This window comes from Thermobifida alba (assembly GCF_023208015.1).
Taxonomy (GTDB): domain Bacteria; phylum Actinomycetota; class Actinomycetes; order Streptosporangiales; family Streptosporangiaceae; genus Thermobifida; species Thermobifida alba.
This window is the reverse complement of sequence record NZ_CP051627.1, coordinates 838,659-852,222: the sequence shown is the minus strand read 5'-3', so window position 1 is coordinate 852,222 and position 13,564 is coordinate 838,659. Positions and strand designations below refer to the sequence as shown.

General features: G+C 67.1%; 20 protein-coding genes and 1 pseudogene. 5 read left to right on the top strand and 16 right to left on the bottom strand.

Annotated features, from left to right (window positions below):
* Positions 1-5: 5 nt before the first annotated feature.
* The 13 genes from FOF52_RS03915 to FOF52_RS03855 form a co-directional block, all read right to left on the bottom strand.
* A complete protein-coding gene (locus FOF52_RS03915) occupies positions 6-632 on the bottom strand; it encodes a hypothetical protein (RefSeq protein WP_083948410.1) in 627 nt (208 codons plus the stop codon).
* 92 nt (positions 633-724) lie between these two features.
* Complete coding sequence (locus tag FOF52_RS03910) at positions 725-1,153, bottom strand: glycine-rich domain-containing protein (RefSeq protein ID WP_068758511.1); 429 nt, start codon at positions 1,151-1,153, stop codon at positions 725-727.
* Positions 1,154-1,255: 102 nt separating this feature from the next.
* On the bottom strand, positions 1,256-2,104 hold the full coding sequence (locus tag FOF52_RS03905) for a DUF5753 domain-containing protein (RefSeq protein WP_248592468.1): 849 nt from the start codon (positions 2,102-2,104) through the stop codon (positions 1,256-1,258).
* A 32-nt stretch (positions 2,105-2,136) separates the two neighbouring features.
* Entirely contained in the window at positions 2,137-2,661 is a 525-nt protein-coding gene (locus FOF52_RS03900) for a DUF6879 family protein (RefSeq protein ID WP_083948408.1), read from the bottom strand.
* On the bottom strand, positions 2,633-2,929 hold the full coding sequence (locus FOF52_RS03895) for a hypothetical protein (protein ID WP_157080265.1): 297 nt from the start codon (positions 2,927-2,929) through the stop codon (positions 2,633-2,635). Before FOF52_RS03895 ends, FOF52_RS03900 begins: the two co-directional genes overlap by 29 nt.
* 209 nt (positions 2,930-3,138) lie before the next feature.
* Positions 3,139-3,345 (bottom strand): hypothetical protein, encoded by a 207-nt coding sequence (locus FOF52_RS03890; RefSeq protein WP_068758509.1) that lies wholly within the window; start codon positions 3,343-3,345, stop codon positions 3,139-3,141.
* Positions 3,346-3,460: 115 nt separating this feature from the next.
* Positions 3,461-3,934 carry an NUDIX hydrolase gene (locus FOF52_RS03885; RefSeq protein WP_248592467.1) on the bottom strand — a complete coding sequence of 158 codons (474 nt, stop codon included), beginning with the start codon at positions 3,932-3,934 and terminating at the stop codon, positions 3,461-3,463.
* Between the two features lie 62 nt (positions 3,935-3,996).
* Positions 3,997-4,446, bottom strand: a complete 450-nt coding sequence (locus FOF52_RS03880; RefSeq protein ID WP_248592466.1) for an NUDIX hydrolase — start codon at positions 4,444-4,446, stop codon at positions 3,997-3,999.
* Positions 4,447-4,654: 208 nt separating this feature from the next.
* Positions 4,655-4,960 carry a tetratricopeptide repeat protein gene (locus FOF52_RS03875; protein ID WP_282574040.1) on the bottom strand — a complete coding sequence of 102 codons (306 nt, stop codon included), beginning with the start codon at positions 4,958-4,960 and terminating at the stop codon, positions 4,655-4,657.
* Positions 4,961-4,993: 33 nt separating this feature from the next.
* On the bottom strand, positions 4,994-6,889 hold the full coding sequence (locus tag FOF52_RS03870) for a tetratricopeptide repeat protein (RefSeq protein WP_248592465.1): 1,896 nt from the start codon (positions 6,887-6,889) through the stop codon (positions 4,994-4,996).
* Between the two features lie 19 nt (positions 6,890-6,908).
* The gene (locus FOF52_RS03865) at positions 6,909-7,340 is read right to left on the bottom strand and encodes a hypothetical protein (RefSeq protein WP_248592464.1); all 432 of its coding nucleotides are present in this window, start codon (positions 7,338-7,340) and stop codon (positions 6,909-6,911) included.
* Positions 7,341-7,395: 55 nt separating this feature from the next.
* Positions 7,396-8,037 carry a DUF6879 family protein gene (locus FOF52_RS03860; protein ID WP_248592463.1) on the bottom strand — a complete coding sequence of 214 codons (642 nt, stop codon included), beginning with the start codon at positions 8,035-8,037 and terminating at the stop codon, positions 7,396-7,398.
* A 51-nt stretch (positions 8,038-8,088) separates the two neighbouring features.
* Complete coding sequence (locus tag FOF52_RS03855; RefSeq protein WP_248592462.1) at positions 8,089-8,451, bottom strand: hypothetical protein; 363 nt, start codon at positions 8,449-8,451, stop codon at positions 8,089-8,091.
* A 209-nt stretch (positions 8,452-8,660) separates the two neighbouring features.
* Between FOF52_RS03855 and FOF52_RS03850 the strand changes: the two genes are divergently transcribed.
* Complete coding sequence (locus FOF52_RS03850) at positions 8,661-9,641, top strand: GIY-YIG nuclease family protein (protein WP_248592461.1); 981 nt, start codon at positions 8,661-8,663, stop codon at positions 9,639-9,641.
* Between the two features lie 64 nt (positions 9,642-9,705).
* Here FOF52_RS03850 and FOF52_RS03845 read toward each other — a convergent pair whose 3' ends face one another.
* From FOF52_RS03845 to FOF52_RS03835, 3 genes are all read right to left on the bottom strand, one after another.
* Positions 9,706-10,095 (bottom strand): hypothetical protein, encoded by a 390-nt coding sequence (locus FOF52_RS03845; RefSeq protein WP_248592460.1) that lies wholly within the window; start codon positions 10,093-10,095, stop codon positions 9,706-9,708.
* Complete coding sequence (locus FOF52_RS03840; RefSeq protein ID WP_248592459.1) at positions 10,092-10,592, bottom strand: ATP-binding protein; 501 nt, start codon at positions 10,590-10,592, stop codon at positions 10,092-10,094. Before FOF52_RS03840 ends, FOF52_RS03845 begins: the two co-directional genes overlap by 4 nt.
* Before the next feature lie 96 nt (positions 10,593-10,688).
* On the bottom strand, positions 10,689-11,609 hold the full coding sequence (locus FOF52_RS03835; protein ID WP_248592458.1) for a helix-turn-helix domain-containing protein: 921 nt from the start codon (positions 11,607-11,609) through the stop codon (positions 10,689-10,691).
* Between the two features lie 182 nt (positions 11,610-11,791).
* Between FOF52_RS03835 and FOF52_RS03830 the strand changes: the two genes are divergently transcribed.
* From FOF52_RS03830 to FOF52_RS22020, 4 genes and pseudogenes are all read left to right on the top strand, one after another.
* Positions 11,792-12,634 carry a helix-turn-helix domain-containing protein gene (locus tag FOF52_RS03830; RefSeq protein ID WP_248592457.1) on the top strand — a complete coding sequence of 281 codons (843 nt, stop codon included), beginning with the start codon at positions 11,792-11,794 and terminating at the stop codon, positions 12,632-12,634.
* Positions 12,635-12,646: 12 nt separating this feature from the next.
* Positions 12,647-12,856 carry a DUF397 domain-containing protein gene (locus FOF52_RS03825; RefSeq protein WP_248592456.1) on the top strand — a complete coding sequence of 70 codons (210 nt, stop codon included), beginning with the start codon at positions 12,647-12,649 and terminating at the stop codon, positions 12,854-12,856.
* A gap of 252 nt (positions 12,857-13,108) precedes the next feature.
* Positions 13,109-13,189, top strand: a pseudogene (locus FOF52_RS03820) (DUF397 domain-containing protein); the annotation flags it as partial.
* Positions 13,190-13,309: 120 nt separating this feature from the next.
* A complete protein-coding gene (locus tag FOF52_RS22020) occupies positions 13,310-13,498 on the top strand; it encodes a DUF397 domain-containing protein (protein ID WP_341849822.1) in 189 nt (62 codons plus the stop codon).
* Positions 13,499-13,564: the final 66 nt, after the last annotated feature.

The window sequence follows — 13,564 nt, the reverse complement described above, 5'->3', positions numbered from 1 at the left end:
GCGCCTCACCGTGCTCGGGGTGTGTCGGGGACGGGGAAGCGGGCCTTGAGATGGTGGTAGACCGCCGCCGGATCGGCAACCTCGTGTCCGAGGACGCTTCGGAGGACGTCCCGGCCGTCATCGGGTGGTGCTTGGGCCAGAACCTCCATGACCTGGGGAACTTTCTCAGCGAGAAACAGTCCGTCTCGACTTGGTATGGCCGTGCGCAGGGAGAAGAACGCCACCGGTGGAGGAAGCATGGCCCTGCCTCGGCTGTCGGTGAGTTCCACACCGGTCCAGAACCTGCCCACCATCAGCCGGACCGGAGCGTAGAGATTACGGGCCAACCAGGCAGGCCATTGCAGCAGCCGACGCGCTTCCTCCTGGTCTTTCGGCCCCAGCACAGCTATGTTGCGGCAGGCCAGTATCCCCGTGGAGCGGCGGGCGACCCGCAGTTCCTCAGCGTGCCCGAGCAACATGGCGAACAGGTCGGCCTGCTCCCCGGGTGCGGCTTGGTAAGCGGACCACAAGGTCAGTCCGCGCTGCACCGACGGTCCCAGATAGGGGCATCTGGCAATCATGTCCTGCTGGTGTGCGACCAACCCGGGGTGGATTTCGGCCGGATCGGCGGTAGCGGAGACGACACAGTGCATCAATGTCCTCGGAAATGGGTCAGTTCGGGCTGGGCGGGGGCGGCATGCAGTTCCCCCGCCCTAGGACTGTTCGGTCCGCAAGATCGGGATAACTACTCGTCTTCGTCGTTGGTGGTGGGGGTGCAGTCCCAGGACACGATCAGCGGACGCTGCTCAGCCCGCTGCCCGGAGACCCGGGTGGCCAGGTAGCGCTTGTACATCTCCTCGTCCACGGTGCCCTCGGCGTCGGCGAACCACACCCTGGGGAGGTTGCCGTAGCGCTCGTGGTACACCTCCAGCCACGACGGCGTCCCCTGTCCGGCGTCAGCCCGGTGCCCGACGAGCCGACCGACCGCCTCCAGGCACAGGGCCTCGTATTCGCGGCTGCCCAACAGCCGGTGCCACTCGGCGTCGATGTAGGCGGAGAACATCTCCGGTGCCTTCTCCGCCGTCTCCATGACGGTGAAGAACCGCGCCAGTTCCGTGCGTGCGGCCTCCCGGCTCACCTCTTGGACGCCGCAGCGCTGTTCGATAACGGCCATAAACGTCACCTTCCGTGTTTCTCTGGCCGTGGATGATTACGTCCACGACGGTAGAAGCAGCGGAGGAGTGGCCTCAACGAGTGTGCACGAGTGTGCAGAAACTCAGCCGCCCAAGATGTCGAGAGCGTTGACGACTATTTCGCGCGCCCGTTTTCCGTGGACCGCCATCCGCGAAAGCAATCCGAAGGTCTGGTCGTACATGGCGATCTCCCGGGGAGTCGTGACCCGTAGCCAACCAGAGACGAACTCTACGTTGACCTGTACCTCATCGAACATAAAGAACATTTCGACCGGGCGGAGCAGTGACCGGTCGGCGTCCAGCGGAATGATCCCCAGGCTCACAGAGGGAAGTGACATGACGCTCAGAAGATGGCGGAGCTGTGTTTCAAGGACGGCGGGACCACCGATCCGGTAACGCAGCACCGACTCTTCCAGCAGGATCGCGAATCGGTGCTCCCCCTTGTACAGGACGTCTTGTTTGGCGAGGCGGACCGCTGTCGCCTGGTCAACGTCGTCAAGCAGTTTCCGGCGGCGTCGTGTCGCATCGAGAAGGGCACGTATATAGCCTTCGGTTTGCAGCGGACCGGGAATCAGCCAGGACGAGTAGATCCTGATCCTTCGAGTCCGCTCCCACAGCGGAAGCACTGCCTCTTGGACGTGGCGCAGTCCGGTACGTTCCAGTCGCCGCCACTCGGTCCACATCGTGTCCACAGCGACCAGAGAAGACACCAGCTCCGCTGCCTGGTCCTCCGCACCGCACAGGCGACACCAGGTCCTGATGTCCTCGGCAGAGGGCATCGTGGCCGAGTGTTCCAGTTTGGAAACCTTGGTGCGGTGCCATCCAGCCGCCGCGGCCAGAGCACTGGCGGTAAGCCCAGCTTCCACCCGGATTTCTCGCAGTCTGACCGCGAGTGCCTGCCGGGCCTGTTGCAGCATTGAGGAGGTGGACACACCCCCAGGCTAGAAGAAGGACGAAGGCTTGATCACACGCGATAGTCCGCGTGGTCGATCCCGCGCTGCCACACGGACTCGAACGCTGTGGCGCACAGTTCGACGACCGCCCGGTCCGCGGAGATCTCCTTGCCTTCCGGGGAGAGCTCGCCGTCACCGGTGAAGTGGTTCCACAGCACCAGCCGTCCGTCGAACAGCCAGAAGTCGTTTCCTGGAAGGGCCAGGTCGGAGGCACGGCGGCGGGGCAGCCAGCGCACCTGTTCTCCCGCAGCGATGTTCTGGTAGGTGATGTCGTATTCGAAGCGGATGTACTCGCTCACCGGTTCGGAGACGATCCGCGCCCGACGGACCACCACGCCTCGTTCGACGGCTGAGGCGACGACGTCATGCCACGGTCGCCACCACTGCTCCCGGTCGGTGGGGTCGGGATGGTGACCGCTCTGCCAGGCGATGAATTTCGGGTCCGAACGCATGTAGCCGTCGCGCATCTCCAGATGCACCGCCGATCGTTCGGCTTTCTCCAGCAGCTCAGCGGGGGTCGGAACCGGCGAACCCACCGTCAGCCACCTCCCGGAGCAGGTTCACCATGTCTGCGGGAAAACGGATGACCGTCTCATTCTCGGGTATTTCGGAACGCTCGGAGGTCTCCAATAGTTCCGCTATCTCTTCCTGATCGTCGATCTTCCATCCTTGCAGGATCACATCACCTGTCTCTTCATCCATCCACAGGGCCGGAGAGTCACCGTCCGGTGAACGGTTCCATTTCCCGATAAACCTGAAGGCCAACGAGTTCTCCTTCATCTCACGAAGAGCCGGGTTGGTCACTGACTCTCGTACTTCAGAACGGCCCTGTCAAGCGCACTCGGTTCCAGGACCGCCGCTGCCTCGCCCGCAGCAAGTCCGGGGCCGAGTGCGCCACCAGACCCCCTCTTCCAAGGAATCAACTCTTTCGGTTCGGGGAGGACCGGATTTTTCTCTGCCCGTACGGCTGTCCTCTTTTCGGGTTCCCGGAAAGAGGACAGCCGGTTCCCGGGTCAGCCGAGGTGGCCGAGGAGGGTGCCGAGGTGGTGGGCGAGGGCTCCGGCGGCCACGGCCAGGGCGTAGCCGAGGGCGTCCAGGACCGGGGCGGGGACGGGCACGCGGAGGCGGCGACGCCGGCGGGGGCCTGGGCGGGGACGGCCGAGGAGCAGGGCGGCGGCGACGGTCAGGCGGGAGTACTCGGTGGGTGGATAGATGCTCATGTCCTGTCTTCCGGCCGGTCGCTCGATCTCCGCTTCGCGGAGCGGGATGTCTGGTCGTCAGGTGCACCGGAGTGCCGCTGCCACGGCGGTTCTGAACCCGACCGTGGCAGCGCTGTCACTTTCGTGAGTGTTCGAAGCCGTACTCGCGGAGTATCCGACCGGTCCGCGCGTCCGCCCACGCCTGGGCCAGGAAGTCCAGCGCGTCGTCGGGCAGCGCGTCCGGGTCCGCCCAGACGAGTTCGCTGCACTTGTGCGGTTCCCGGATCCGCGGCTCGCCGTCCCACTCCGACGCGGTGAAGAAGAGATCCACCCTCGGTTCCAGGGAGCGTCGAAACATCGTCCCGCACGCCCTCAGCCGTCCCGGGTCCAGGATGATCCCCACCTCCTCGGCGACCTCCCGCACCGCGCACTCGATGGGTGTCTCCCCGAGGTCGACGTGGCCCGCAGGCAGGCCGAGTTGGCCGTCGGCGTACCCGCTGCCAGCCCGGCGCATCAACAGCACCCGACCGTGCCCGTCGAGGAGGAAGACGTGCACGGCCAGCGGGTAGCGGTCGTGCCTGGTGTCGAACACGTACTCGGGGCGGGGCAACTCGGGGCTCCAAACCTTCGGTTCTCTATCACGGGCAGCATGGCTGCCGTGCCGGTACGAGGTCACCTGTTCTGTGCTTCCCGATAGGTGTTCAGCACGGCTTTCACCTCGTCGGCCACGGGCTGGTCGTCGGTGAGGGGCGTCCAGGTGTGGCCGTCGCACTCCTGGAGTGCCACGGGTTCGGGTGTGGCCACGTCCACCGCGAAGGTGAACTGTCGGCTCCTCTTCCCGCTGCCGGAAACGTAGTCGAAGCTGCCGAGGTAGCCACCGACGGCGGTCACGTCCAGGCCGGTCCCTTCGGCGACCTCCCGAACCAGCGCGGCGTCCAGTGCCTCCCCCGCTTCGACCTTGCCGCTCGGCAACTCGAAGATCCCACCCATGAAGTCGTCCCGGGGTCGCTGAAGCAGCAGCACCTTCCCGCCGTGCTGTACGACAGCGCCGACGATGAACTGCTGCACACCGTTTCGGTCGGCCTCGGCGGTGAGATCGGCAAGCAGGGAAGAAAGGTCCATGCTTTTCCTCGTTCCAGCGGGTCGCGGTGGTTCTCAGTCACTCGGTTCTTGGCCTCCGGAAGCCTTCGGGCGGGTGCTCCGGTCCGCCACCGTATCCGGAAGGCGACGGCTCGGGCCGGTGAAACAGCGAAAGTGAATTGAGCGGACACGTCGATCCTGACCGGTTCCTTCGCGGCGGCCCTCGGCCGGGGCCGTGGACCGGTGAGTGTCACCGCTGGGTGTCCGGCCGCGTCGCCTCCCGGAGTTCTCTTTCTGTCTGTCGGGTCGCCGGATGGTCCTCCCCGAGGACCGACCGCCGGATATCGAGGATCGCGGCCAGTTCGTTCCGCGCCTCCGCGGCCTGTCCCACGCCGAGCAGTGCGAGAGCCAGTCCGTGTCGGATGATCAGCGTGTTCGGATGGTCTGCGCCGTAGACCCGGTCTGCGACGGCCGCCACCTCCCGGTACTCCTCCAGTGCGGCTTGGAAGGCTCCCCGTTCCCGCAGGGTCTCCGCGAGTTCGTAGCGGAGATCCAGGGTGGTGAGGTCGGTCGCCGGGAAGGCAGAGAGTCAGGCAGTGAGGGCTTCCCGGTAGAGACTCTCTGCCTCGGCGTACCGCTGCCGGTCACGCAGGGTGCGGGCCAGGTTGTACATGGCTGCCAGGGTGTCGGGGTGGTGGTCGCCCAGGACTCTGCGCGCCATTCGGCTGATGTCCGCGAACTCGGTTTGGGCTGTCACGGAATCGCCCCGTTCACGAATCGTGCGAGCCAGGTTGACGCGGATGCTCAGGGTTTCCGGGTGCTCGTCGCCGAGCACCCGCCGCGCGGTCTCCAGTACTGCCCGGAACTCCTTCTCCGCCGCCGCGCTGTGGCCTCTCTCCCGCATGGAGCGGGCCAGCCTGTTGCGTACCCGGAGTGTTGCGGGGTCTTCGGGGCCGAAGACGGAGCTGACCGCGGCGTGGATGGTCGACAGGTCGCCGGTGGAGCGCTCGTAGCGTCCGGCCATGTACTGGTACCAGGCGGCTCCCAGCGCTGGACGCAGCGCCCGGGCCACTCGGTCGCGGTCCGGCGTCGGCGCCCCGGCCGCCGAGGACAGCGCCGCCAGCGCGTGTTCGGCGAGAAGTTCCCACCGGGGCCAGTCGCGGGTGTCCTCCGGGTCAAGGCCGGTGCTCGCGGCTTCGAGAAGGTCGACGAACAGGTCCCGGCAGTTCTCGAACATTCCCGAACGTTTCAGGTTGCCCCGGGTCACGGCGCGGACCAGGGGGTGCAGGGTGACCGTGCGGCCCCATTCGGCTTCGGCTCCGTCAGCGGTCTCGAAGGCGATCAGGCCGAGTCTCGCCAGCGCCCGCAGCGAACCGCCGAGCCGCCCGTGGGAGACGCCCGCGAAGAGTTCGTGCCGTCCGAGGATTCTGAGGTCGAGGAACGGTCGGTACGGAAGGGGAGTCGCGGCCGAACACGCCAGCAGTCGGAGCAGCGGACGCGCGAACTCATGTCCCTGGGCGGTGAGGAGGTCGAGGGAGATCTCCCAGGTCGTCGACAGCACGCGCCGGTCACGGCCACCGGAGGGCGGGGCTTCGTCCAGGGGCAGCGCGGTCAGCCTCTGTTCGAAGAATGCCCGGTAGTCCGTGAAGGAGGTGATCGCGTCCGGTGGCGGGAACGGGTCGGTGGCGGCCGAGGCCAGGTATCGTCCCGCCAGTTCCAGAGCGAGCGGGACTCCTCCCAGGGCGGCGGCCAGTGCCCGTGCGTCCCCGTGCGTCCCGCCTTCGGGCGCCAGGTCGAGGAGTACCTGCGCCCCGTCGTCAGGGGTGAGTGATTCCACGGGCAGCATCGTCGTCCAGGAAGGCCATCGGTTTCTTCGGCCGTCGCGGCTGGTGACCAGGACTGAGCCCTGCTGCCCGGTGGGGCGCAGCCATCCCGTTCCCGCTGTGAGGGTTCCGCCGTCCACGGACAGGACGTCCGGGTCGTCGACGTTGTCGAGCACCACCAGCCAGGGGCCGCCGTACGAGTCCAGATTGTTCCAGAGGACGTCGGCGGGATGGGCGTGGTCGAACTCGGTGTCGGCCGCTCCGGCGGCAAAGGCCAGGGCGTGCAGTGCGGCGGTCAGGACCGTTGTGCTGCTTCCGTTGAGCCACCAGACCCGCGTTCCCCGTCCTGCCGCCCGGTGGGCGAGTTCCAGAGCGAGGGTGGTCTTGCCGACGCCGCCGATTCCGTGCAGCACCACGGTGGAGGTTGCCTGTGCCTCCGCCTCGCGGGCACGGACGAGTTGTTCCTCCGCCAGGCGGAGTGTTTCGGTGCGGCCTCGGAGGAAGTCTGGCGGTATGCGGCGCTGCGGCAGCGCGATCGGTGGAGCCGCCGATGCCACGGACTTGGCCTGAAGCGCGCCGATGAACGTGTTGACCTGCACCCCAGAGTGCTGGGCCGCCTGTTGGGCGGAGTTCAGCGCCTGCGCGACCTGCTGTCCGTCCATGGTTGCGTCCAGCGGTGGGTCACCGCCGCGGGTCGCGGGTGAAGGTGTTGGTCTGGGTACCGCTGTACTGCACGGCCTGCTGGGCCTGACCCTCGGCGTGGGCGTGCTGGTTCCCGGTGGCGAACTGCGTCCCGATGTTCGGGGTGAGTTCCCTGATCAGCCCCAGGAGTTCCTCGGCGACCCGGAAGTCCTCGACCATCGCTTCCCTGAGCAGGTCCCGGAGACGTTCCCGCTGCGCCGAGAGGTCCCCTTCCGGATTGCGGACGACCTCTTCGTGGACCTCGTCGATCACGGTGGTGCGTTCCGCCTCCTTCTCCGGGGTACTGCGGCTGAGGATGCGCGACACCCTGTCCCGTACGGCGCTCCAGGTGTCGCCGACCATCGCCGTGACCAGGGTGGTGGCTCCGGCGGTGGAGACTGAACCGATCACTTCCACGAGTTCGGCGGACATGCACTCTTCCAGGGGATGACGGGGGCCTGTCGGTTCGGGGCGAAAGCGGTGCGTTTCACCGTTTTCGCCAGGAGGCGTAGATCGGGCTGTCCAGCAGCGGGGCCGACCGGTTGATCAGTTCGTCGGAGAGCGCGACGTACCGGGCGACGAGTTCGGGGTCCTCCACCAGGCGCGCCTCGCGCAGCCTCGCCGTGTCCTCGTCGTAGAGGAGCGCGACGACCCGCCGGTCGTCGAACAGGACGTAGTCGGAGACTCCCGTCTGCGCGAGCAGGTCGGCGACATCGGCGGAGTCGACCAGGCGGATGTCCTCGCCGCACTCCACGTCGGCCAGGTAGGCGGCCATCTCGTAGTGGACCAGGTAGGGGCTGAGCGGCAGGTCGCAGATCCGGACCCGGACCATCGAGATGCCCCGTTCCCGCACCAGCGAGTAGAACCCGGTCTGGCTTTTGACCATCTCCCGGACGAGCCGCTGGGCTTCGGCGTGGTCGCCGCGCCGGAAGGCCAGGTAGCCCTCGAAGGGCGACTCGTCGTACTCCTGGAGGCGTTCCACCTTCACCCACCGGGTGCGCAGTTCGTTGAAGAGCGCACCGAACTCCTCGACACGGCCGTCGGCGACGGTCAGGCGGGAGTACTCGGCGGGCGGGTAGATGCTTATGTCCTGCCTTCCGCTGGTTTCTCTGGTGGTCTGTTCGGTCACGGTCCGGTGGGGTCGTCTCGTCGGGGAACCGCGCGGGGACGGGGCAACGGATTATTCGAGGGGAATGTTCTCACGAGCTTTCACGAGGACACTGCGAGGCAGGACAACAATCGCCTCTCCCGGGTCGACGAAGGCATCGGGGGGAAGGTGGGGCAGGAGTTGTGCGGTGCGTTCGAAGCCGATCACCGCGAAGTCGCCGGAGTCGAGTTCCCATATGTCAGGACAGCTGTTCACCGCGGCGCTCTCGCCACCTTCGTGCGGGGGAGGACCGATACGGAGTTTGAACATCGCTTCTCCCAGCGGGATCGTGGACGGGCAACGATTGACAGTCTCCCAGAGCGGGACATGTCTGTGAAGTCCGTTGCGCACCTCAGAGAAAACACCGATCACTCTTCTGGTGATCAGCACATTCACGAGGAAAATGCATCTGGTACGGCAACCGGGCTGACACCATCGGAACGCGAATCCTCTCCCAAAAATCTCACTTTTCGAGGCGTTGGCATCCCGGGAGAAGGGTGGTGGTAGCGCACTGGTCGACGTGAAGAGGACGGGACGCCTCTCCGGTATGGCACGGGACAGCCTGCGTCTCTTCGACTGTCAGCTGTCGCCGCTAGGATCCGCTCATGCTCGATTCAGAAGCCGGCTTCGTCTACGTCCTGACCCACCCCCGTTTTCCCGAATTGGTCAAGATCGGCTTCACCTCGCGTCTTGTCGAGGAACGGATCGCTGATCTGAGCACAGCCGTTCCCGAGGACTTCACCATTGCTCTTCGCCTCACGACCCTCAACGCGCGCACAGTGGAGCGGTACACACATGAACTGCTCGGCGAGCACCGGTTCCGAAAGGACAAGGAGTTCTTCGAAGTCACCGAGGAACAGGCCTGCGCTGCAGTACACACAGCGGCCGAAGCTGTCAATGGAATTCGCGCCTGGGCTTCGGAGAAACTGCACCGCCTGCGAGCCAAGCACCGGGTTTTCCTTCCGCTACGGGCGGGCCAACACTTCGTGTGGTTGCGCTACACCGATCCGCTCGCTCTGCTCGCAGGTGGCCCGCCGTCCGTTGTCGACATCTGGGAGGTCCATTCCGAGGGGGACGTCCTCGAACTCCATGGAGCTTCTTCGGCGAAGCACATAGCGGGGTTCAGCGACGACGATCCGAACTCCTGCGATGACCCGGTGCCCTATCTGAACCGAACGGGAACTGCACCCAACGGTGATCTCCTGAGCCGGGAGCGTCTGCTCGCCGGGGATCGACTGGTCTGGCTCTCCGTCGACGAACAGACTGAGGAGTGCACGTCCGCTGTATTCGAGGTGGCTCACTACTGCCAGGCCGTCTACCGGACGTGGAACCCCCAGTCCTCGCCAGAAGGTTTTCCTCTTTTCCCCACCGACACCCTTTCGCTTCCCTCTCCCCCGGCTCAGGAACGTCTCCGGGAAATCCTGAATTTCGGCCCCCCTCGGAGCTGGTCCGAAGAGTCTCTTCACGATTCCCTGTCTTCACGGTTCGGCATCGAACCGCAACCACCGGCCCACTGGCTCCCCCCGTTGGGGGACCGCAGGGGCAGGTCGCGGCGGCGGTCCGGGCCTTCTTCTCCCACCACGTGACCATGTCCCCAGTGCCGTTTTCGGTGCTTCGCATGGCACTGGGGACATGATCGTCGGTGCGGGGTCAGCCGAGGTGGCCGAGGAGGGTGCCGAGGTGGTGGGCGAGGGCTCCGGCGGCCACGGCCAGGGCGTAGCCGAGGGTGTCCAGGACCGGGGCGGGGACGGGCACGCGGAGGCGGCGACGCCGGCGGGTGCCCGGGCGGGGACGCGCCGGGACTTCGGGGAACTCCACGCGGGTGGGAGTGGCGCGCATCCAGGCGGGCAGTTCGCCCTCCCTGATGCGGCGGGCCACCCACGGGTTGTCGCGCATCTGCTCCAGCAGGGCCTTCTCCCGGGCGAGGCGTTCGGCCTCGGTGAGCCGCCGCGCGGGCGGCGGGGCGGGGGTGTGGGAGAAGCGGCGGCCGTGCGGGGTGCCCAGGACGCTGCGCACGCGGGGTGTGAGGGCGCGGCTCATCGGGCCGCCTCGGTTCGGACGGGGCCGAACTCGGCCCACACGACGGTGCCGAGGTGGGCGCAGCCGGGGAAGGCCACTACCGGCCGGGTGCCCCACGCGGCGGCCAGGGCACTGATGAGCAGCAGGCCGCGCCCGGTCTCGGCCGTGGCCCATTCCTCGGCGGTGCGCCCGACCGGGATGCGGGGCGCGGTGTGGGGGGTGCCGTCGTCGACGACGGCCAGGCGCAGCCGGTCGGGGGCGGGCCGGGTGAGGGCGCGCACCACCCGACCGCCCGCCCGGCCGGAGCGGGTGTGGGCCACGGCGTTGGCGAAGGCTTCGCCGGCGCACAGTTCGACGGCGTCGACCAGGTCGGCGCCCGTGCCGGGCAGGGCGGCGAGGTCGGCGCGGACCTCGGCGCGCACGCGGGCGGCGTGCGCGAGGTCGCCGGGGTAGATCCGGCACGGCCACGCCCCCGTCACGGGAGGCGGGAACGGCGGGGTGTGCGGCATCATGGACATGTCGGCAACTCCTTGCTTGAGAGTGCTGTGGTTGCTGGCCGTGCTCCGGGGGTGTTGGCTCACCCGCCGGAGCTTTGCCGTGTGCGGGTGCGGGGGTCAGCGTGCGGGTTCGCGGTCGCGGCCGGCGGCCGGGACGGGTGCGGGGGCGGTCCCGGCGGTGAGGGCGCGGCGCGGCCGGTCCTCGCCCGCGCTGGCGGCGGCGTCGGCCAGCAGCGCCAGGGAGGCGTCGGCGGACAGGGCCGCGCCCTGGAGGGTGGCGAACAGGTCGGCGTAGCCCTTGACGTGGACGGCGTCGGTGACCAGGTGGCCGCTGCCGCGCGGGTGCGGCAGATAGGCCAGCGCGTGGCGGGGCGAGTACGACAGCGTCCAGAACGCACCGCGCAGCCCCGGGTGCTGGCGGGTGCCGCTGGGGATGACGTGCACGGTGACGTGGCGGGCTTGGGCCAGGTCGTGCAGGTGGGCCAGTTGCGCGCGCATCACCTCGGGCGTGCCGACCACGCGGTGCAGCGCGGTCTCGTCCACCACCAGGCAGTGGTACGGCGGGCCGGAGCAGGTCGCCATCAGGCGGCGCGAGTGCGGCCGGTCGGCGACCACGTAGTGCGGTTCCAGGGGCCGTTCGGCGGCGTCCAGGGCGCGGGTGTAGTCGGCGGTCTGGAAGTGCTCGGGGACGACGAGCGGCGCGTAGGCGCGGATCTGGAACGCCTCGGGCCACAGCCCGTCGATGTCTGATCCGCTGCTCAGGCGGTCGCTGATGTGCGCGTGCGCCCAGGCGTCCAGCAGCACTCCCTGAGCTTCGAACTCCCGGTCCAGGATCTCCACGATCCGCCGCCCCGGGTCCATGCGCCCGGCCTCCACCTCCTCCAGCACGTAGACACTGCTGACCGCGGTCTCGGCGAGGTCGTCGAGCAGTCGTCCGGTCCTCTCCCGGGCGGCACGCAGACGGGCGCCGAAACGGGGCCAGGGGTCGGAGACCGGAGGGCTGCTGCCTGCCCGCTGGTCAGTCTGTTTGTTCCTCACGAGACCCTCCCTGGAGGTCTTTGGGAAGTTTTCCGACAAGTTGCCGATAGCAAGAGAGCGTCCACACAGACAGAGATGCGGGAATCTTCTGCATGGACACGGCCGATCGGCCACAGTTAGAGTATGACTCTGCGTCACACAAATGACAAGGCTAATTGGCAACTCTAATTTGTGAGGCTTTGATGGCGACCACCCCTACCGTCGCGCAGTGGCAGCTCGCTCGCGAACTCCAAGCCCTACGAGAGCGTCGTGGTCTGAACCTCACCGAGGTGTCCGAGATCCTGAGCGTCCGGATCTCGACGGTGAGCCGCTGGGAGGCAGCGGAACGTGTCCCCAGGGAGAAGGAACTGCGAGAACTGCTGCAGTACTACGAACTCCCTGAACAGGAAGCCGAAGCTCTCCTCCAACTCCGCCGCCAAGCAGGCAAACGCGGCTGGTGGCAGTCCTATGACCTGGAGCAGCGCTACGGCACCTTCATCGGTCTCGAAGCAAGTGCGGCGGAGATCGAGGTGTACAGCAGCACTGTGGTGACGGGTCTGCTCCAGACCGAGCGCTACGCCCGCGCCGTCATCTCCGGGGTTAACAGCGCTGTCACCCCTGAAGACCTTGAACGGCAGATAGAGGTTCGCCGCGCTCGCATCAACCAGGCCCTTTCGGACGACGGCCCGAACCTGTGGGTGATCATGGGCGAGGCCGCTATCCGCCAGCAGGTCGGCGGCACCGAGGTGATGCGTGAGCAGATCACCCACCTCCAAGACCTGTCCACGCATCCAAAGGTCACGTTGCAGGTGATTCCGTATGCCGCAGGAGCCCACATCGGTCTGGTGGTGCCGACTTTCATGATCCTGAAGCTGCCCCACCCCGGACTCTCGACCGTATACGTGGAGGGGTACCGAAGTAACCTTTTTCTGGACAGCGCCCAGGATCTGACCAACCACGAAGCGATCTTCAACCAACTTCGGCTCGCAGGCGTGGGTGGCAACATGCTGCGGAACCTGCTGTCCGACATCCACAGAGAGCTATAAGAAGGACCAACAATGGTGTCGCAGAATCCGCAGGCCACGCTGAACACAGCCAACTGGAGGAAGTCGAGCTACAGCGCTGACCAGACGGCCTGCGTCGAGGTCGCCGACTGGGCCGCTGGTGCGGCGATCCGCGACACCAAGCACCGGGACCTCGGCGCGCTGGTCTTCCCCGCTGACGAGTGGCAGGCGTTCCTCGGTGCGGTGAAGAGACGCGGTCTCTGACACCTCCGCAGAACTCCCCGCACGGCAGGCTGGGATGGTCGGCGCTGGAGCGTCCTGCCACGCGCGCCTTCCAATCCCTCCCCCGGCCCAGGGGGCGGGGGAGGGACCAGCCCCTTCCCCGCCGCTCTGGGCCACACCTCTTGCACCCAGGGTCATCTTCTCCATGCCCCCGGGTACAAGTCCGGGTGGAGGACACCGACTCGCGGTCGCTGATACCCATCACACGCGGCCACCGGAGACGGAAGGACTGACGTGCACTCCACTCCCAAGACCAGTTGGTTCAAATCCAGCCACAGTGCCGCACACGGAGACTGTGTCGAGGTGACCCACTTCCCGGATTCGTTCCGAAAGTCCAGTTACAGCGCGACTGAAAGTCACTGCGTCGAGGTCGCGCACCTCCCCACCCCGTTCCGCAAGTCTTCTCACAGTGGGACGTCTTCGAACTGCGTCGAGGTGGCCCACCTCCCTGCCCCATTCCGTAAGTCGAGCTACTCGCAGGGCGAAGCCGCTTGCGTCGAGGTCGCCGACTGGGCGACCGGCGCGGCGATCCGCGACACCAAACACCGGGACCTCGGCGCACTGGTGTTCCCCGCCAACGAGTGGCAGGCGTTCCTCAACGCGGTGAAAAAACGCGACCTCTGACACCCCCGCAGCACTCCCCGCGCAACAAGCCGGGAGGGTCGACACTGGAGCGCCCTACCACCCGCG

Excerpts from the sequence above, each read along its gene's own strand:
- FOF52_RS03910 (WP_068758511.1), bottom strand. The coding sequence starts at position 1,153 with ATGGCCGTTATCGAACAGCGCTGCGGCGTCCAAGAGGTGAGCCGGGAG.
- FOF52_RS03890 (WP_068758509.1), bottom strand. The coding sequence starts at position 3,345 with ATGAGCATCTATCCACCCACCGAGTACTCCCGCCTGACCGTCGCCGCC.
- FOF52_RS03825 (WP_248592456.1), top strand. The coding sequence starts at position 12,647 with ATGGTGTCGCAGAATCCGCAGGCCACGCTGAACACAGCCAACTGGAGG.
- FOF52_RS03915 (WP_083948410.1), bottom strand. The coding sequence starts at position 632 with ATGCACTGTGTCGTCTCCGCTACCGCCGATCCGGCCGAAATCCACCCC.
- FOF52_RS03870 (WP_248592465.1), bottom strand. The coding sequence starts at position 6,889 with ATGGACGGACAGCAGGTCGCGCAGGCGCTGAACTCCGCCCAACAGGCG.
- FOF52_RS03830 (WP_248592457.1), top strand. The coding sequence starts at position 11,792 with ATGGCGACCACCCCTACCGTCGCGCAGTGGCAGCTCGCTCGCGAACTC.
- FOF52_RS03840 (WP_248592459.1), bottom strand. The coding sequence starts at position 10,592 with ATGTCCATGATGCCGCACACCCCGCCGTTCCCGCCTCCCGTGACGGGG.
- FOF52_RS03865 (WP_248592464.1), bottom strand. The coding sequence starts at position 7,340 with ATGTCCGCCGAACTCGTGGAAGTGATCGGTTCAGTCTCCACCGCCGGA.
- FOF52_RS03880 (WP_248592466.1), bottom strand. The coding sequence starts at position 4,446 with ATGGACCTTTCTTCCCTGCTTGCCGATCTCACCGCCGAGGCCGACCGA.
- FOF52_RS03850 (WP_248592461.1), top strand. The coding sequence starts at position 8,661 with ATGCTCGATTCAGAAGCCGGCTTCGTCTACGTCCTGACCCACCCCCGT.
- FOF52_RS03845 (WP_248592460.1), bottom strand. The coding sequence starts at position 10,095 with ATGAGCCGCGCCCTCACACCCCGCGTGCGCAGCGTCCTGGGCACCCCG.